Origin of the sequence: Bifidobacterium sp. M0307, assembly GCF_016100445.1 — a bacterium.
Classification (GTDB): Bacteria; Actinomycetota; Actinomycetes; order Actinomycetales; family Bifidobacteriaceae; genus Bombiscardovia; species Bombiscardovia coryneformis.
The window spans coordinates 1108878-1127228 of record NZ_JACFSL010000001.1 but is presented as its reverse complement, the minus strand read 5'-3'; the positions used below and the strand labels follow the sequence as shown (position 1 = coordinate 1127228).

Below are 18351 nucleotides of genomic sequence, written 5' to 3'. Positions count from 1 at the left end.
CCATGGCGCTGATTTCACTTGATGGCGTGACCAAGATCTACCCAAGGGGGTCCCGCCCTGCCCTGGACAACATCAGCCTGGCAATCGACCGAGGGGACTTCGTCTTCCTGGTGGGTGCCAGCGGTTCCGGCAAGACCTCCCTGCTCCGTCTGCTCCTGCATGAGGAGGAGGCCACCGAGGGCGAGATCAGAGTGGCGGGGAACGACCTGCGGAGGTTGCGCAACAGCGAGGTCCCCGGTTACAGGCGTTCCATCGGTTTCGTTTTCCAGGATTACAAGCTTTTGACCAACAAAACGGTGTGGCAGAACGTCGCCTTCACCCTGGAGGTCATCGGTGCCCGTCGTTCCACCATCAAGACCCTGGTACCGCAGGTGCTGAAGACGGTGGGGCTGACCGGCAAGGAGGACAACTACCCTCACGAGCTGTCCGGCGGTGAGGCTCAGCGTGTGGCCCTGGCCCGTGCCTATGTGAACCATCCGCAGATTCTTCTGGCCGATGAGCCTACGGGCAACCTGGATCCGACCACGTCCCTGGGCATCATGGAGGTCCTTGACGCCATCAACCGCACGGGGACCACGGTGGTCATGGCAACCCACAACGAGGAGATCGTCAACTCCATGCGCAAGCGGGTGGTGGAGCTCCATGCCGGCAAGATCATGCGTGACCAGGCGCACGGCTCATATGATTCCTCGAAGTTCTTCCCCGACGCTGAGGTGGAGGCCAAGGCCCACCATGCCATCGGAGACCCGAATGACGGGGATGCCCTTGATGATGCCCGGCAGGGAGCGCGCCCGAAGGTGCGAGTCAGGGTTGAGGCTCCGAGAAACAAACCCATAAGCGATGGGACCAAGGGGGCCGTCGAGGTGGTTGAGGCCGTGGCTGAGGCCGTGCACGATTCGCAGTATGGGGATGAGGGAATAGCCCGCCTGGCGAATTCCGTTCACTCAGGTCGGACCGGACGCTATGGGGAGGTCTTTACCTCTGTGGAGAACACCCTTACCTGGGGCAAGGGAATCAAGAATCTGGATGAGGCCGGCCAGGCCCATGAGACGGAAACGGGCGATGAATCCCGCCGGGGGAGCGGTTCGGCCGATGGGCAGGCTGATGGGCCCGATGGCCAGGCCGATGCGGGAACCGGGAAAATGGACGCGCAGGTGGACGGGGTCCGACAGACCGGTGGTTTGACCCAAGAATCGTCCTCTTCTCGAAGTGGGGTGGAACCCAGTGCCGCTTACGACCGTTTCAGGCCGTCCACGGGACGGCCGGTTGCCACGGACGGCGGGCCGAGTCAGGCCGCTGTGCGTGACTCCGCCAAGGCCCCACATCCGACTTCCGGGCACCGGGTGAAATCCGCAGGCGAGGCAGGCACGGTCCCTGTTCAGGCACCGCCCGCCCCTCCGTCCCCGCCTTCGCAGCCAGGGGCTACGGAGGAACATGTTCAGGAGGATGATAGGCAATGAGACTTCGGTTCATTCTTTCCAGTACCTGGGATAACCTCCGACGGAACGGTTCCATGATTCTCTCCGTCATGTTGGTGACCTTCATATCCTTCCTCTTCATCGGGGCTTCAGGTCTGATGCAGGCCCAGATCACGAAGGCCAAGGGGGATTGGTACGAACAGGTCGAGGTCGTTGTCTGGCTCTGCCCGGACGGGACCAGCCAGGCCACATCCTGCGCGACCGGCAAGGCTCCGACCAAGGACGAGATCGTCAAGTTGGAATCCACGATTCACAATGAACTTCGGGACTCGGTGTCAAAAATCACCTACCAGAGCCGAGATGAGTTCTTCAAGAACACCTTCCTCAAGCAGTACCCCAACGGGACCTATGAAGGCCGGACCCTGACGGCGGCCGATATGCAGGATTCCCTCCGCCTGAAATTGAAGGACCCGACCAAGTACCAGGTGGTCTCCGAGGTGCTGAGCGGGCGTGACGGGGTTGAGGAGGTCTCCGATCAGCGGCAGATCTTCGACCCGGTGTTCAAGATCCTGAACAGGGCGACCGTGGTCACCCTGGTCCTGGCTGTGGTCATGGTGGTGGTTGCCATCCTCCTCACCGGTACCACGATCAGGATGAGTGCCGCCTCAAGGAAAAACGAAACGGAGATCATGCGTCTGGTCGGTGCTTCGAACTGGACCATCCGCCTTCCCTTCATCCTCGAAGGCGTCGTTGCCTCCTTCCTGGGGTCCCTCCTGGCTGTGGGGGCCCTGAGTGCCATCGTCAAGATCTTCATCACCGATTGGCTGGCTCAGACCGTTCAATGGATGCCGTATATCAACCAGACAACGGTCATGGTCATGGCCCCGGCCCTGATTCTGGGTGCCATGGTCCTTTCCGCTCTGGCCTCCTCCATCTCCCTGCGCCGGTATCTCAAGACCTGAGAGGTCTTGTGATGAGATTTCCCGGAATCTCCTGCCGGAAAGAGAAACTGACATAATGTCTACTGATTACTTGGAAGTGAATGAAAGGCCATGAACATGAAGCGTGCGAAGCGGATTGACACGGCGCTTGGCCTCGTGCTGTCCCTGACGACCCTGGTGGGCACCCTGGCCTTTGGGTATGTCGACCAGGTGCCACAGGCCCAGGCCGCCCCGACCTGGTATGACCTCCAGCAGAAGGTGCGGAACAATGAGGCCCTGAAGAGCAAGTTGGCCGGTGTGAACGAGGATTTGGCCAACCAGATTCTCAGTCTGGACGATCTGAACTCCAACCAGATTCCCGCAGCCCAAAAGGAGGCCTTGGACGCCCAGCAGAATGCGGAGCAGGCCAATAGCCTGGCACAAGCCACCAATGAACGCCTTGAGGCGGCCAGGCGCGACAAGGCCGACCTGGAAAAGAAGATCAAGCAGACCGGCATTGATTATGACGATGCCAAGGACGGCGTGGCTCAGATGGCCCGCAAGGGGTTCCACGGGTCCGATGCCTCCCAGGTCATGGACATCGTGACCAAGTCATCCAGTACCCAGGATTTCGTCGATAAGATGCAGTCTGACGCGGCAGTAACCAGATCCGAGGCCAATACGGCGAACGCTGCGGCCAATGCGTTGAATTCCTCCATGAACCGAAAGGATCGGCTGGAGGCCATTGAGAAGCAGATCTCAAGCTTGAAAACAAAGGCTGACCAGCAGGCCGCCGCTGCGCAGCAAGCTGCGGCCCAGGCCCAGGCCAAGCAGGACAGCCTTCAGGCCCTGCGTGATCAGGGTGCCCAGGCCAGGGCCAACCTGGAAAGCCAGAAGGGCATGCTGACAACCCAGGCCGCCCGTGAAGCCGCTGATATTGTGGCCACCCAGTCGATGATCCAGTCCCTGAACCAGCCCGGTATAGGCGGGTCAGCAGACCCCTCGGCTGGTGGTGCCCAGCAGACCGGTGGCGGCGGTGGCGGCGGAGCGCGTCCTCCAGCCCCTGCACCCCCCTCCGGCGGTGGTGGTAATGGCGGCGGTGGCGGCGGCTGGGCCAGCGGCATGGATTATGCCGTTCCCGGCAACTGCCCTGCGGGCTCGGGATACTGCTACGGCCACGCCACCGGCAACACCGTTGGTGGTGCTGCCTATCCTCCCCGCCAGTGCACCCTATGGGCATATATCCGTCGTTCGCAGCTCAGCCTGCCTGTTGGTTCATACATGGGCAATGGGGCCGAATGGGCAAATACGGGTCGAAGACTGGGCTACCTGGTCAACAACACACCGCACGTAGGTGCCGCCATGGTCTTTGCCAGGGGTCAGCGTGTGGGGTACTGGAATGCAGATTGGACCTATGGGCACGTTGCAATAGTGGAGCGTATCAATGCTGATGGATCCGTGCTGATTTCCGAGGGTGGGACGGGCTTCTCCTCGTTCCCTGCCTACGAGACCGTCTATGGAGCCAGCAACTACCAGTACGTGCACTACTGATTTCCTGTCCCGCCTTGGGCCGGGGAACCGCAATTTGCTGCAGGCGCCTTCCTTGCGGGAGGCGCCTTTGTGCTATTCTCGGTGCAGCACAGCCCTGGAGCAACGACCAAGACGGAAGGAGGATGCCATGGCTAAGGAGACCGGGACGACCCTGATTGCGCAGAACAGAAGGGCCCGCCACGATTATCAGGTCGAGGACAGATTCGAGGCCGGCATCGCCCTGACCGGGACCGAGGTCAAATCCCTCCGCGAGGGGAGGGCCTCGCTGGTCGAGTCTTTCGTCAGCATTGACAGGCATCATGAGGTCTGGTTGGAGAACGCCAACATTCCGGAGTATCTGAACGGCACCTGGAACAATCATGCCCCGAAGCGCAAGAGGAAGCTCCTGCTGCATGCCCGGCAGATTGTCAATCTGGAGCGACAAGTTCAGGCCAAGGGGTACACCATTGTCCCCCTGAGCATCTATTTCAAGGACGGCAGGGTCAAGGTGGAGATTGCTGTCGCCAGGGGCAAACGGGAGTACGACAAGCGTCAGTCCCTCCGTGAGGAGCAGGACAAGCGCGAGGCCCTGAGGGTCATGCGCTACAAGAACAGGCGCCGCTGACCTGGCGGGGATGCTGCATTGCTCCTGATTGGTCCGGTCAGCAGAGATTCCCCGCAATTCCCAATGCGTTTACTGGTATGAATAACGAATGATATTTATGCATACGACACGCCCGAGTGTTTCATGTGGCTGAAGTGAGAATTGCCCGATAAATACCGCAATAGTGCGGAAAAGGTGCGATGAAGCGAGAATGAACGGTAAGGTCATTTCGCTGTATCGAAGTGCATAAAAATGCAAAAGAGTGCATAATGGTGCATGTCAAGTAAGGACGGATGTGGAGACAGCTACCAGGTGGCTGCCTTCGGAGAGGGAGCTGAATGATGATGGGGAAGATGAAAGCAGCGGCTGCGGCCGCACTGAGCGTGGCCCTTCTGGCATCGGTCGGAGCCTGTGGAACGACGGATGAGGCCGACAAGACCAGCCAGGGAGGAAAGGCCGAAACAAGCTCCCACCCGGCAGCCTTCGACGTCAGCGGCATACAGAAGGACCCGGCAATCGCCGCCATGGTGCCCGAGTCGGTGGCCAAGGACGGGAAGCTGACCGTGGGCATGGAGACCACGTATGCGCCCGGAGAGTTCATGGATGAGGACGGGAAGACCCCTATCGGCTACGACGTGGACCTGTCGAAGGCCATCGCCAAGGTCATGGGGCTCGAAGGCGAAATGGTCAGCGCCTCCTTCGATACCATCATCCCCGCCATCGGCAGCAAGTATGATGCCGGCATCTCCAGCTTCACCATCACCAAGGAGCGGATGCAGTCGGTCGACTTTGTTTCCACCTTCAAGGCGGGCATGGCCTTCGCCGTCAAGAAGGGCAACCCCTCCAAGATTGATCCGAACGATATCTGCGGCGCCAAGGTCGGTGTGCAGACCGGCACCATAGAAGAACAGCAAGCCACCGACACGATATCCGCCGACTGCAAGGCCAAGGGCAAGAAGCCTGTGGATGTGCAGTCGTACAAGCAGCAGACCGATGCCGCCACAGCGGTGGTCAACGGCAAGATCGACGTGTTCTACGCTGACTCCCAGGTGACGGGGTATGCCATCAAGCAGACCGGTGGGCAGCTGGAGAAGCTGGGCAAGGACACCGATATCGTCCTGCAGGGTGCGGCCCTGAAGAAGGACAGTGGTATGGCCGAAGCCACACAGGCGGCCATGCAGAAGCTGATCGATGACGGCACCTATGCCAAGATCCTCAAGAACTGGGGGGTTCAGAGCGGCGCCGTCGAGAAGGCTGAAACCAACCCCGCAGTCTCCGACTGAGCAGGGTTGCGAAAGTCGTCAACAACTGACCCTGTATACACGCTTGGTCCGGCATTGGGTTCACGCACCCCACTGCCGGACCTTCAATGGTGAGAAGCGGGCGATGCCCGCCTCGCCACAGCAGTAGGCTGGACCTTAATCATGCCGGCCGTTCGGAAGGAAGCGCACGATGCAAACCAAGAAGAGGACGGAATCGGTTCGGATTCCCGACCGGATACAGGCCCGGCCTGTGCGCAAGCCGGGACCGATCGTGGCAGCCATCATCGTGGCCATTTTCGTTGCCATGTTGATTCACGGCATGGTGACCAACCCCAACTTCGACTGGCCCACGGTCTGGAAGTACCTCTTCAATGAGCACGTTCTGGACGGTATCAAGTGGACCCTCCTCCTGACCGTCTACTCCATGGTTCTGGCCACGGTTCTGGCCATCATCCTGGCTGTCATGCGCAAATCGTCCAATCCGGTCCTGCGCTGGGTCAGCTGGTTCTTCATTTGGTTCTTCCGGGGCACGCCCGTATACACCCAGCTGGTTTTCTGGGGCCTTCTTTCCGTTCTGATTCCCAAGCTGGCCATCGGGATACCTTTCGGACCCGAATTCTGGAGCATAGACACCAAGACTGTGTTGAACGCAACCGTGGCCACGATTCTGGGTCTGGGACTCAACGAGGCCGCCTACCTTTCCGAGATTGTCCGTGCCGGCATCGAGGCAGTTGACCCCGGGCAGAGCGAGGCTGCCAAAGCCCTGGGCATGCCCCCTTCGATGATCATGCGTCGAATCGTCCTTCCCCAGGCCATGCGCATCATCGTGCCGCCCACCGGGAACGAGACCATAGGCATGCTCAAAACAACCTCTCTGGCCCTGGCCGTCCCCTTCACCCTGGAGCTCCAGTTCGCCACCAATGCCATCGCCAACCGCATCTACAAGACCATCCCCCTCCTGATTGTGGCCAGCATCTGGTACCTGGTCATCACGTCGGTGCTTATGGTCGTCCAGGCCCAGCTTGAAAAGCACTACGGCAAGGGATTCGATTCACGGCCTCTGGCCAGCAAGTCCCCCAAGGGGACCGACGGCAGTGAGGACGGTCAGGAGGTTGACAAGATCAACCAGGTCCTGATGGCAGGGTTGAACGCATGAGCAGGAGAGCGGAGTCGGGCATGAGGACAGACCCAGAGGAAACGGAAGGACCGGTCGTGAAAACGGATCAAAGCGAGGATCGGAAGCAGCCGGACTCTTCAAAACCGGCCATCATCATCAGGGACGTGCACAAGGCCTTCGGTGACCTTCACGTGCTCAAGGGAATCAGCCTGGAGGTCATGCCGGGCACGGTGACCGCCATCCTGGGCCCTTCGGGGTCGGGCAAGTCCACCCTTCTGAGGATGATCAACCAGCTGGAGACCAGGACAGCCGGTGAAATCTACGTCAATGGGGAGCTCACCGGATACAGGCAGGTGGAGACGTCGCATGGTCCGGTCCTCCAGACTCTGGACGATAAGGCCGTCGCCCGCCAACGGGCCAGGATTGGCATGGTGTTCCAACGGTTCAACCTCTTCCCCCATATGACAGCCCTGGGCAACGTCATGGAGGCTCCCGTCCATGTCGGAGGGGTTTCCAAGGCCAAGGCGCGTGAGGAGGCCGAGGTCCAGCTGGACCGGGTCGGTCTGGGTGACCGCATGGACTACTATCCCGCCCAACTGTCAGGCGGTCAGCAGCAGAGGGTGGCCATTGCAAGGGCCCTGGCCATGCACCCTGACATCATGCTCTTCGATGAACCAACCAGTGCCTTGGATCCCGAGCTTGTCGGGGAGGTCCTGGGCGTCATGCGCCAGGTCGCCGGCGAGGGGATGACCATGGTTGTGGTCACTCATGAAATGGGCTTCGCCCGTGAGGTGGCCGATCAGATCGTGTTCATGGACGAGGGAGTGGTGGTTGAGCAGGGCGGGCCGAAGATCATCGACCACCCTGCCACGGATCGCTTCCGGAGCTTCCTCGATACCGTTCTGTAAGGAGGAAGGGACCGCTAAGCGGTTTGGTCGTTCCTTGTGGGGTTCCGGGCCGTTCCTTATTCCGATGCCTTTGGTCCGGTGGGCTTGTAGAAATTCAGGCAAGAAGACCCCCTGACGGCGGGGTCGCCCAGGCACCTGGCTAGACTAGTGGACCATGTGTGGAATCGTTGGATATGCCGGATCGGTTCATGCGGCCTGCGGAAGGCCGCTTGAAGTCTGCCTGAATGGCCTCGGGCGCCTTGAGTACCGTGGATACGACTCCACCGGTGTGGCCCTGGCGGCCCCCGGTATGGAAAAGGTCGAGGTGCGTAAGAAGGCCGGGCGGTTGAAGAACCTCCTTGCGGATATCGAGAAATCCCCCCTGCCTGACGCGACCGTGGGTATCGGTCACACCCGCTGGGCCACCAACGGTGAACCGACCGATCTGAATGCCCATCCCCACCAGAGCCGGGACGGCAAGGTCGCCATCATCCATAACGGAATCATCGAAAACGCTTCGCAGCTTCGACTGGACCTGCAGACCGAAGGGTACACATTCGCCTCCGCCACCGACACCGAGGTGGCCGCCAAGCTCATCGGCAAGGCCGCCCAGGAGATCATCGATACCGAGGGAGCCCCGGATATCTTCAAGGCTACCCGTCGTGTGGCCCGGATGCTCAAGGGCGCCTTCACCATCCTGGTCGTCGACAGCCGGCAACCCGACCTGGTTATCGGGGTCCGGCACGACTCTCCGCTGGTTGTGGGCCTGGGCGATGGGGAGAACTTCCTGGGTTCCGACGTGGCCGCCTTTGTCGCCTACACCAAGGAGGCTTTGGAGCTGGGCCAGGACCAGGCGGTCTGCATCAGCGCCGATTCGGTCATCGTCACCGATTTCATGGGGGAGCCCGTCCCCGAACCTCGCCGTTACACGGTCGACTGGGATGCCTCGGCTGCCGATAAGGGCGGCTGGGAGTCCTACATGGACAAGGAGATCCATGAGGATCCGGCCTCGGTATCCGATACCCTCCTTGGGAGGTATGACGACAAGGGGCACCTAGACCTGGACGAGGTCCACATTGATGCTGACGTCTTCCGCCAGATAGACAAGATCATCGTGGTGGCCTGCGGTACGGCCTCCTATGCCGGACTGGTGGCCAAGTATGCCATCGAACACTGGGTTCGGATACCGGTGGAGGTGGAGCTGGCCCATGAGTTCCGCTACCGGGACCCGATTCTGACATCACGAACCCTGGTCGTGGCCATCTCCCAGTCCGGAGAGACCATGGACACCCTGATGGCACTGCGGCACGCTCGGGAGCAAGGGTCGAGGGTCCTGGCCATCTGCAACACCCAGGGGTCCACGATTCCCCGGGAGTCCGATGCCGTGCTCTACACCCATGCCGGGCCCGAGGTGGCTGTGGCATCCACCAAGGCCTTCCTGGCACAGATCGTCGCCGCCTACCTCCTGGGGCTCTACCTGGCCCAGGTCAAAGGGACCATGTACCGCGACGAGATCCATCAGACCGTCGACAGCCTCAAGGCCATGCCCTCCAAGATCCAGTGGGTCCTCGACACCCAGTCGGAGAAGGTGCAGGAGACGGCTGCGCGGATGATCGATGCCCGTTCTTTCCTCTTCCTGGGTCGTCATGTGGGCTACCCGGTAGCCATGGAGGGCGCCCTGAAACTCAAGGAGATCGCCTACACCTTCACCGAGGGGTTCGCGGCCGGGGAATTGAAGCATGGCCCCATCGCCCTTGTCGAGTCGGGGGAGCCGGTCGTGGTGATTGTTCCCAGTCCGCGCGGGCGGGATGTCCTCCACAGCAAGGTCATCTCGGCCATCGAGGAGGTCAAGGCGCGTGGCGCCTTTACCATCGCCGTGGCCGAGGAGGGCGACGAGGATGCCGGACGGTATGCGGATGTGGTCTTCCGCAGGCCCCAGTGCCCGACCCTGATGAGCCCCCTGGTCGATGTGGTCCCCCTGCAGCTCTTCGCGCTGGACATGGCCCAACTTAAGGGTCTGGACGTGGACAAGCCCAGAAACCTGGCCAAGTCCGTCACCGTCGAGTAAGGGAGGTCATCCGGTGCCCGAGAGACCCCATCGGTGGGTTCTGGACGAACCGGATATTCTCTTCGACATGCCCATCCTCTATGAGGATTCCAGGATTATCGTTGTCGACAAACCGCACTTCCTGGCCACCACGCCGCGGGGGATGTGGTACAGGAGCACGGCTCTCATCAGACTCAGGGAGATGAGCGGCGAGAACAGTATCACTCCGGCCCACCGCCTGGACCGGGCAACGGCCGGGGTCCTGGTCTTCGTCCGGGACCCTGCGGCCCGAGGGGCCTATCAGATGCTGTTCCAGGAGCACCGCGTCAGGAAGACCTATGAGTGCCTTGCCCCGGTCCGTCCGGTCTGCCGGCCGGTGACCGGAACCGTGACCGGTCTGAACCGGCCCCGTCCCTTTCCCCTCCTGCGCCGGTCGCACATCGTCAAGGATCGTGGTCGGCTCCAAGCCTTCGAGGTGCCCGGCAGGGTCAATGCCGAGACCCGTATCGAGTCGGCCGCCGACAAGGGGCCGGTGTTCCGGTCATCATCCGGGCTGGTGGGTGCCTATACCCTCCATCCGCGAACAGGAAAGACCCACCAGCTCAGGGTTCATATGAACTCCCTGGGACTTCCCATCGTCGGTGACGACCTGTATCCCCGCGTCCTGGAGCGCCCTTACGACGACTTCAGCAACCCTCTTCAGCTGGTTGCGCGCTCCCTGGCTTTTGTCGATCCTTACTCAGGTCATGAGCGTTTGTTCTTCTCCAGCGTACCGCTCGGCTTCGTCTCAAACTCAGGTCATAATGAACGAGTGGCATCCGATACAAGGTCGTGACCATGCCAAACCCTGAGGATGGGGTCGAGGGATGGTTATCAGGAGCCCGGACAGTGCAGCGATGAAGAGCATCCAGGAGGTTTCATTCCATGAGCAAACCCGAACGTCGTCCCTACCGGTGGCCCAACCATCTCAAAAAGCAGGCATCCAAACTGTGGTATGGCTGTGACTACAACCCGGACCAATGGCCTGAGGAGGTCTGGGATGAGGATATCCGCCTCATGAACCAGGCCGGGGTCAACGTGGTGGCTCTGGCGGTCTTTTCCTGGTCGCGGATAGAACCCTCCGAGGGCGTGTTCGACTTCGATTGGCTTGATAGGATCATCGCCAAGCTGGGGAAGGCCGGTATCGGGGTCAACCTGGCATCCGCCACGGCCTCCCCGCCCGCCTGGCTGACCCAGTCACACCCGGAGATTCTCTGGAAGGATGAGCGCGGCGATACGGTCTGGCCCGGGGCACGTCAGCACTGGCGACCCACGTCGCCCATATTCCGCACATATGCCCTGAAGCTCTGCAAGGCCATGGCCGAACATTACAAGGACAACCCCTATGTGGTGGCCTGGCACGTGGGCAATGAGTATGGTTGCCACAACCGTTTCGATTATTCGGATGATGCCATGCGCGCCTTCCAGCGTTGGTGCAAGCAGCGTTACGGCACCATCGACGCGGTCAACGAGGCCTGGGGCACCTCCTTCTGGGCACAGCGGCTCAACGATTTTTCGCAGATACTCCCGCCGAGATACATCGGAGAGGGGAACTTCCAGAACCCGGGTCGGCTCCTGGACTTCGAGCGGTTCAGCTCAGACGCCCTCAAGGAGTTCTTCATCGCCGAGCGTGACGCCCTGGCCAAGATCACCCCGGACATCCCCCTGACCACCAACTTCATGGTCAGCTCCCAGGGATTCATCATGGATTATGACGACTGGGGATCCCAGGTGGACTTCGTCTCCAACGACCACTACTTCATGCCTGGAGAATCCCACCTGGACGAGCTGACCTACTCCTCCGGTCTGGTCGACTCCATCGCCAGGCGCAAACCCTGGTGGCTCATGGAGCACTCCACCTCGGCGGTCAACTGGCGACCCATCAACTTCCGCAAGGAGCCGGGGCAACTTGTCAGGGATGCCCTCGCCCACCTCTCCCTGGGGGCGGATGCCATCTGCTACTTCCAGTGGCGCCAGTCCCAATCCGGGGCGGAGAAATTCCACTCGGCCATGGTGCCCCACGCCGGCGAGGACTCACAGGTCTTCCGCGACGTCTGTGAGCTTGGCAGCGATCTGGTCGGCTTCTCCGATGCCGGGCTTGCCGGAACCGTGCTCGACAAGTCCCCGGTGGCCGTGGTCCTCGACTATGAGAGTGAGTGGGCCAGCAAACACTCGTCCGTTCCCAGCAAGAACGTCAGTCATGGCACCGAGCCGCTGGATTGGTACCGCGCCCTTCTGGACTTGGGCATCAGGGCGGACGTGGTGCCGGTTCGTTCCGACTGGGATACCTACCCGCTGGTCGTGCTGCCCTCCCTCTACCTGCTCAGCAGGGAGAACTCGGAGAGGCTGCATGACTACGTAGCCAAGGGCGGAAAGGTCATCGTCACCTATCTCAGCGGCATAAGCGACGCCCATGACCGCATATGGCTGGGTGGATACCCCGGGTCCATCCGGGATCTGCTGGGTATCAAGATCGAAGAGTTCGCCCCCATGGATCAGCACGTCGAAGGCGGCATGGACCACCTTGACCTGACCAACGGAACGGTGGCTCATGACTGGGCCGACGTCATCGCCTCCATATCCGATGACACCCGTGTCCTGGCCCGGTACCAGGCGGATTCATGGACGGGTATGGATGGCATCCCGGCCCTGACCCTGCATGACTGGAAGCAGGGGAAGGCGGCCTATCTTGGGTGCAGGCTGGGGCGTGAAGGTCTGAAGAAGACCCTGCCTGAACTTCTGAAGGCCCTGAAGGTGGAGGGTCTGCAGGAGGCCGATGAGGCCCGCGGTGATGTCCTGCGGGTGGAGCGGGTCGGCGAGGACGGACGCAACCGGTTCGTCTTCCTTTTCAACCGCTCCCATCACCAGGTCCAGGTCGACCGGGAGGGGAGCGTCCTGGCGGCATCCCTGGCCTGGGAGGATGCGGACGCGAAGACGGCCACCCTGGATGTGAACGGCGTCCTGGTTGAAAAGGTGGTCACCCGTCGGCATTGAGGTCGTGGATATAGGCCATGCCCTTGAAAATGAGTTCAGGGTCGTAGACGTCGATCAGGTCAGTGTCCTGTGAGAAGCTGCGACCCATGCCTCCGGTGGCGACCACCTGGAAATCCTGACTGATTTCGGTCTTGAACTGGGTGATGATACGCTCCAGGCCGCCGAGGAAGTTGTAGTAGAGACCCGCCTGCATGGCCGTCCTGGTACCTGTTGCCAGGATGGTATCCGGGCGGGTTATCTCGACCTGGGGCAGCTGTGCGGTCTTCTCGAAGAGTGCCCTGGCCCCGGAACGTATCCCTACGGTAATCAGCCCTGATCTGATCGTCCCCTTGGCGTCGACGTAATTGAAGGTGGTGGCCGTGCCGAAATCCACCACCAGGACAGGTCCGCCATAGACCCGATAGGCACCGACGCAATCGGCCAGGCAGTCCGCACCCAGGGAGCGGGGGTCGTCCAGGCGGATGTTCATGCCCGTCCTGACTCCGGGGCCGACCACCAGGGGCTCAATGCCGAAGAACTTGACCAGGCAGGCCTTGAGGGGGTGCATGACATCCGGTGCGACCGAGGAGATCACGGCATCGTCCACATCCTCCGGACGGTATCCGGCCATGGCCAGGTACTGGGTGAGCATGAGTCCGAACTCGTCGGCCGTATGGTCCGTATGGGTGGTCAGGCGGTAGGAGTCCCTGACCTGGCCCCCCTCCATGAATCCGACCTCGATGTTCGTGTTGCCAATATCCACGGCCACCAGCATGCTCGTCTCCCTTGCCATTCGGTTGGATTCCCTGAACGGGTGCCGACCTCTTGGACGGCTTCATCCCCTGGTTCCGATTCCATCATAGGGGGACGGGTGCGGTCATGTCGCCGCAATCCTGTTCCAGCCGGGTTTCGGGGCTATGCTGGTCAGTGGTGATCGACCAGTATGGCGGTCAACCGGAATTCGCAAGGAACACAGGTATGAGACCAGATGAACCCGGCGTGCATGCTCCTGGCAGCGCGACCGAAGCAGATAAAAACCATGACCCGCTAAGTCGGGGGACGGGTGCCGAGAGTCGTCCGGGCCCAAGCACCGATCCGACCCTGAACGAGGCGTACCGGCCCATGTCGTCCTACGGCAATCCTCTGCCCTGGAAACTGCTCAGCCTGGTCCTGGCGCTGGCCCTGGTGGTCTCGCTCTGGACCGGCCATAGCGGGGGGCGCTTGGACCGGACCGAGGGGGGCCTGGCCGATTCAATCAGCATTGGTTTGAAGCTGGCTCCCGGCAACCTGGACATCCGCAACCAATCGGGGACCGCCCTGGACCAGCTCCTGATTGGGAACGTCTACGAAGGCCTGGTCGCCCGGGATTCGAACAACACGGTGATTCCCGGTCTGGCCAAGGACTGGGACATCTCCAAGGACGGGCTGGAGTACGTCTTCCACCTGCACAAGGGGATGCACTTTTCAAATGGGCACACCCTTGATGCGGATGACGTGGTCTGGTCCCTGCAGGAGCTCATGGACCACCACTACCAGGGCAGCGAAATGCTCAAGAACTACAGGTCCATCGAACGGGTCGATGCCACAACGGTCAGACTGCGGCTGACCCGGCCATACCAATACCTGCTCTGGGAGTTGAGCGGACGGGCGGGATTGGTCTTCGACCGCCAGGCCACCTATGACATGAAGACCGCAGCCCAGGGATCAGGCCCCTATCTGATCGAGACCTTCCGTCCCAACGACTCGGTCCTTCTCAAGGCAGACCCCCACTACTGGGGGGACAGGAAACCCAAGACCAGGACCATCCGGATACGGTATCTGACCGATGACAATGCCGCCGTCAACGCCCTGCGAAGCGGGGATGTGCAGGCTCTGGCACCCATCACCGCCAACCTGGCCGGCCCCTTCCGGGGCGACCCGTCCTTCCAAGTTCGGACGGGGGAGGACACGGACAAGTTCGTCCTGGCCATGAACGGCAAGGGGGAGGCGACCTCCGATATCAGGGTTCGTCAGGCCATCCGGTATGCCATCGACCATGAGCAGCTGATTGCCTCCCGTGGCGGTGTCGACAAGGCCATGGGAGGGCCGATCCCCTCCCTGGACCCGGGATATGAGGATCTGACAGGCCTTTTCCCCCATGACCCCGACAAGGCCCGCCAGTTGCTGGGCGAGGCCGGTTACGGGCCGGGGCATCCTCTGCGATTGCGGTTGACGTATGCCAATACCTACGGCACCGAGCTGGGGGATCAGCTGCGCTCGCAGCTCAAGGTCGTCGGCATCGAGCTGGACGTCAGGGTGGTCGAGTTCTCGGTCTGGCTCCAGGATGTCCATGCCAACAAGAACTACGATCTCTCCCTGGTCGACCACGGTGAGAGTCACGATTTCTATCAATGGGCCACGCCGACCTATTACTACAACTACGATTCGCCCGAAGTGCGCCGGCTCTACGACCAGGCCATGGATACGGTCTCGCAGGAACGTTCGCAAGAACTCCTGACCCAGGCTGCGCGCAAGGTCAGCGAGGATGCTGCGGCCGACTGGCTCTTCAACTACCGGATCACCACAGCCTGGCATCAGGGTCTTGAGGGGTTTCCGGTCAATCTGAACCAGTCGCTCCTGCCCCTCTCGGACCTGACCTATCGGAGGGATTGACCATGGTGAGATTCCTGACCAGGCGCCTGGCCCTTTTTGCCCTGGCGCTGGTGTTCATCTCCATCCTGGTGTTCGCCGCGCTACGTATCCTGCCGGGCGATGTGGCATCCGTGATGGCCGGGCTGAATGCCCCTCCCGAGCGGGTGGAGATGCTGAGGCAACAGATGGGGCTGGATCATTCCTATCCCAGGCAATACCTGGATTGGGCGAACGGGCTGATTCATGGTGACCTCGGGCGATCCCTCCTGACAGGTCGTCCGGTCGCCGCTCAGGTGGGGGAGAGGGCCCAGGTCACTTTTCCGCTCATCCTGTGCGGTCTGGTCGTCGCCCTTGCGCTGGGTATTCCCCTGGGTTGTGCCTCGGCCTTGGCACGGAGTCCGAGGTTGAGGTCCTTCAGCCATATGGTCGCCATCGTGGGGGGAGCCGTTCCAGCTCTCTGGTCCGGTCTGCTGCTCATCATGCTCTTCTCCAAGGGGGGAGGTCTGGTTGGTCTCCTTCCATCCCAGGGCTTCCCCATCCAGGGTTGGGGCCAGCCGGGACGGGCCCTGGAATCCCTCATCCTGCCTGCCCTGTCAACGGGCATCATCGTGGGTGCCGGCATCATGCGATACACGCGCTCCCTCCTGGGTGACATGCTCTCCTCCGGATATGTGGACATGGGTATGGCCTGTGGGATGACACGGACCCAGGCCGCCCTGTGTATCGGTCTGCGGGTGGCTTCGCCGCAGCTGGTTTCCGTTGTGGGGCTGACCATGGCCGAGATGATTACCGGGGTCATGGTCAGTGAGAACCTGTTCGCCCTGCCGGGGCTGGGTTCCATGTTGGTCACCGATGTCGGGAATCGTGATCTTCCGGCCGTCCAGTCGGAGCTCTTCCTCCTGGCGGTCTTTTTCCTGTTTCTGGGATTGCTGGTGGATGTTGCCCATAGATTGATTGATCCGCGGCTGCGAGGCGCGGTCAGGCAGGAGGTGGATGCCTGATGAAGACGGAATATGCAGGCAAGGGACACTGTGGGAGGACCTCCGTCTTTCCCGGTCATCTGGGCTTTTCCGGACGGACCCGGGTTGTTCTGGGCACTATGTGGAAGAAGGCCTCGGGGCGGTATTCCCTGATTGTCCTGGCAATCTGGGCTCTGGTTTCCCTGATTTCCCGATTCTGGACACCGGTCCCTGTCTGGGCCACTGACGGCTACCGAATCTGGCAGACCCCAAATAGTGCCCATCTCCTTGGCACGGATGGCACCGGGGCCGACATCCTCTCCTGGTTGATGGCGGGGTCGGCGACCAACCTGGTCATCAGCCTCCTGTCGGTTCTCCTGTCGGGTGTGCTGGGGCTTGGCCTGGTCATGGCCATGGTTTCACGCCATTCGGGGTTTTCCCAGGCGGTCGTGGTCCTGGTGGATGCCTTGATTTCCCTGCCTACGGTCCTCCTGGCCTTGATTCTGGCGGTCCCCCTGGGGCCCAGTATGGCTGTCGTCATTGTGGCCTGCGGAATAGGCTACGGATTCAATCTGGCTCGAATCGTGCGACCGCAGGCTCTTTTGGTGGCCGGGTCGGATTATGTACAATCCGCCAGGCACAGCGGGGTGGGGTCCGTCAGGATATTCTTCACCCATCTGGTGCCCAATATTGTTCCGGTTCTCTGCGTTCAGCTCTCCATGTCGGCAGGGACATCTGTCCTGGCCGAGTCGGGTCTGACCTATCTTGGTGTGGGCGTTCCATCGGGTCTGCCATCCTGGGGGCACTCGTTGTCTACGTCGGTCAGGTTCATCGACATCTTCCCCCTGACCGTGGTCTGGCCCGGGCTGGTGGTCACCATGGTCGTGGTGGCTCTGAATCTCTTCGGTGATGCCCTGCGTGACGCAATCGATCCGGTCACCAACCCCGGCCTCAGGGCTGCCGTGGCCTCCGCCAACCGGCCCCTCCACCGGTCCGGGAGTGGGGAGGCCTCGGAATTGCGTCCATGCCGACTCGACCCCCAGGCCGGCCGTCCATGACGGTCGTGCGGATCACTCCACCCAAGGAGGCTGTGATGTCGCTGAAGATTGAAGGTCTCACCATGTCCATCAGCGGGCATCCCATCCTTGATGGGGTGGACCTCAAGGTGGCGGACGGGCAGCGGGTCGGACTGATCGGCTCCTCGGGTTCAGGGAAATCGATGATTGCCCGGAGCATCCTGGGGACTGCGCCTCTGACGGCATCATTGTCGGGTTCCATCCTGGTAGACGGATTGCAGGTTGTGGGTTCGGATGATCGCTCATTGGCGGACATGCGTGGCTCACGGGTGGGGATGGTCTTCCAGAACCCATCGACGGCCCTGAACCCGGTCAGGCCGGTCGGCACTCAAATCGAGCTCCCCCTTCGTCGTCACTACCGTCTGAACCCAGGGGAACGACGCCGGCGGGTCGCGGAGGTGCTGACCGAGGTCGGGTTGGATGAATCGTTGGCCGGCTCGTATCCGCATGAGCTGTCCGGTGGTCAGCAGCAGCGTGTGGCCATCGCTACGGCCCTGGTCACCAGACCGCGACTGATTCTGGCCGACGAGCCGACCACGGCCCTGGATGCCATCACCCAGCGGCAGATTGTGGACCTCCTGGTCTCCCTGGCCGAGAGGAGCGGGGCCTCCCTCCTCTTCATCACCCATGACTTCTCCGTCCTGACCAGGGTTGCCGATTACTGCTACTTCCTGGATGCCGGTCGGGTGGTCGAAGAGGGGGAGACCCGAAGGGTCCTGCGCAATCCCTCCAGCCATCAGGGTATGGCCCTGGTGCAGGCGGCCAAAGAACTGACTCTCGGTACGGAGGAGCGTGGACCCGGCGATAGGTCCGAACCCCGGCAGGGTACTGTGGCGGGACCGGTCGCGGAAGGGAGGCGGCCATGAACAGGCATGAAAGAGCGGGGCT

The 18351-nt window shown here is 61.5% G+C and carries 15 protein-coding genes; 14 read left to right on the top strand and 1 reads right to left on the bottom strand.

Annotated elements, in window-relative coordinates; all coding sequences use genetic code 11:
- Positions 1–2: 2 nt before the first annotated feature.
- From ftsE to H3V08_RS04565, 10 genes are all read left to right on the top strand, one after another.
- Positions 3–1460: a cell division ATP-binding protein FtsE gene (ftsE, locus tag H3V08_RS04610; RefSeq protein WP_198181754.1), complete on the top strand. Its 1458-nt coding sequence runs from the start codon at positions 3–5 to the stop codon at positions 1458–1460.
- Complete coding sequence (ftsX, locus tag H3V08_RS04605) at positions 1457–2380, top strand: permease-like cell division protein FtsX (RefSeq protein WP_045921455.1); 924 nt, start codon at positions 1457–1459, stop codon at positions 2378–2380. Before ftsE ends, ftsX begins: the two co-directional genes overlap by 4 nt.
- Before the next feature lie 90 nt (positions 2381–2470).
- A complete protein-coding gene (locus H3V08_RS04600; protein ID WP_442859345.1) occupies positions 2471–3889 on the top strand; it encodes a CHAP domain-containing protein in 1419 nt (472 codons plus the stop codon).
- 127 nt (positions 3890–4016) lie between these two features.
- Positions 4017–4493 (top strand): SsrA-binding protein SmpB, encoded by a 477-nt coding sequence (smpB, locus tag H3V08_RS04595; RefSeq protein ID WP_033490497.1) that lies wholly within the window; start codon positions 4017–4019, stop codon positions 4491–4493.
- Positions 4494–4810: 317 nt separating this feature from the next.
- Positions 4811–5755: an ABC transporter substrate-binding protein gene (locus tag H3V08_RS04590; protein WP_198181753.1), complete on the top strand. Its 945-nt coding sequence runs from the start codon at positions 4811–4813 to the stop codon at positions 5753–5755.
- Positions 5756–5924: 169 nt separating this feature from the next.
- The gene (locus H3V08_RS04585; protein WP_198181752.1) at positions 5925–6890 is read left to right on the top strand and encodes an amino acid ABC transporter permease; all 966 of its coding nucleotides are present in this window, start codon (positions 5925–5927) and stop codon (positions 6888–6890) included.
- Positions 6891–6946: 56 nt separating this feature from the next.
- Complete coding sequence (locus H3V08_RS04580; protein WP_442859344.1) at positions 6947–7759, top strand: amino acid ABC transporter ATP-binding protein; 813 nt, start codon at positions 6947–6949, stop codon at positions 7757–7759.
- Between the two features lie 154 nt (positions 7760–7913).
- On the top strand, positions 7914–9806 hold the full coding sequence (glmS, locus tag H3V08_RS04575) for a glutamine--fructose-6-phosphate transaminase (isomerizing) (RefSeq protein ID WP_198181750.1): 1893 nt from the start codon (positions 7914–7916) through the stop codon (positions 9804–9806).
- A 67-nt stretch (positions 9807–9873) separates the two neighbouring features.
- A complete protein-coding gene (locus H3V08_RS04570) occupies positions 9874–10620 on the top strand; it encodes a pseudouridine synthase (RefSeq protein WP_232340377.1) in 747 nt (248 codons plus the stop codon).
- Between the two features lie 89 nt (positions 10621–10709).
- Positions 10710–12818, top strand: coding sequence for a beta-galactosidase (locus H3V08_RS04565; protein WP_198181748.1), 2109 nt, complete (start codon positions 10710–10712; stop codon positions 12816–12818).
- Here the strand turns inward: H3V08_RS04565 and H3V08_RS04560 are convergent.
- Positions 12802–13572 carry a type III pantothenate kinase gene (locus H3V08_RS04560; protein WP_033497756.1) on the bottom strand — a complete coding sequence of 257 codons (771 nt, stop codon included), beginning with the start codon at positions 13570–13572 and terminating at the stop codon, positions 12802–12804. The genes H3V08_RS04565 and H3V08_RS04560 overlap by 17 nt on opposite strands.
- 203 nt (positions 13573–13775) lie before the next feature.
- Here H3V08_RS04560 and H3V08_RS04555 point away from each other — a divergent pair, with 203 nt between their 5' ends.
- The 4 genes from H3V08_RS04555 to H3V08_RS04540 all read left to right on the top strand — a co-directional run bounded on the left by H3V08_RS04555 (position 13776) and on the right by H3V08_RS04540 (position 18329).
- Positions 13776–15449 (top strand): ABC transporter substrate-binding protein, encoded by a 1674-nt coding sequence (locus tag H3V08_RS04555; RefSeq protein WP_198181747.1) that lies wholly within the window; start codon positions 13776–13778, stop codon positions 15447–15449.
- A gap of 5 nt (positions 15450–15454) precedes the next feature.
- A complete protein-coding gene (locus H3V08_RS04550) occupies positions 15455–16429 on the top strand; it encodes an ABC transporter permease (protein WP_198182127.1) in 975 nt (324 codons plus the stop codon).
- Positions 16430–16527: 98 nt separating this feature from the next.
- Positions 16528–17445: an ABC transporter permease gene (locus tag H3V08_RS04545; protein WP_232340376.1), complete on the top strand. Its 918-nt coding sequence runs from the start codon at positions 16528–16530 to the stop codon at positions 17443–17445.
- A gap of 35 nt (positions 17446–17480) precedes the next feature.
- Positions 17481–18329, top strand: coding sequence for an ABC transporter ATP-binding protein (locus tag H3V08_RS04540; protein ID WP_198181745.1), 849 nt, complete (start codon positions 17481–17483; stop codon positions 18327–18329).
- Positions 18330–18351: the final 22 nt, after the last annotated feature.

Bases quoted from the DNA above. Each gene is read 5' to 3' on its own strand.
- ftsE (WP_198181754.1), top strand. From the start codon at position 3: ATGGCGCTGATTTCACTTGATGGCGTGACCAAGATCTACCCAAGGGGG.
- ftsX (WP_045921455.1), top strand. From the start codon at position 1,457: ATGAGACTTCGGTTCATTCTTTCCAGTACCTGGGATAACCTCCGACGG.
- H3V08_RS04600 (WP_442859345.1), top strand. From the start codon at position 2,471: ATGAACATGAAGCGTGCGAAGCGGATTGACACGGCGCTTGGCCTCGTG.
- smpB (WP_033490497.1), top strand. From the start codon at position 4,017: ATGGCTAAGGAGACCGGGACGACCCTGATTGCGCAGAACAGAAGGGCC.
- H3V08_RS04590 (WP_198181753.1), top strand. From the start codon at position 4,811: ATGATGATGGGGAAGATGAAAGCAGCGGCTGCGGCCGCACTGAGCGTG.
- H3V08_RS04585 (WP_198181752.1), top strand. From the start codon at position 5,925: ATGCAAACCAAGAAGAGGACGGAATCGGTTCGGATTCCCGACCGGATA.
- glmS (WP_198181750.1), top strand. From the start codon at position 7,914: ATGTGTGGAATCGTTGGATATGCCGGATCGGTTCATGCGGCCTGCGGA.
- H3V08_RS04570 (WP_232340377.1), top strand. From the start codon at position 9,874: ATGCCCATCCTCTATGAGGATTCCAGGATTATCGTTGTCGACAAACCG.
- H3V08_RS04565 (WP_198181748.1), top strand. From the start codon at position 10,710: ATGAGCAAACCCGAACGTCGTCCCTACCGGTGGCCCAACCATCTCAAA.
- H3V08_RS04560 (WP_033497756.1), bottom strand. From the start codon at position 13,572: ATGCTGGTGGCCGTGGATATTGGCAACACGAACATCGAGGTCGGATTC.
- H3V08_RS04555 (WP_198181747.1), top strand. From the start codon at position 13,776: ATGAGACCAGATGAACCCGGCGTGCATGCTCCTGGCAGCGCGACCGAA.
- H3V08_RS04545 (WP_232340376.1), top strand. From the start codon at position 16,528: ATGTGGAAGAAGGCCTCGGGGCGGTATTCCCTGATTGTCCTGGCAATC.
- H3V08_RS04540 (WP_198181745.1), top strand. From the start codon at position 17,481: ATGTCGCTGAAGATTGAAGGTCTCACCATGTCCATCAGCGGGCATCCC.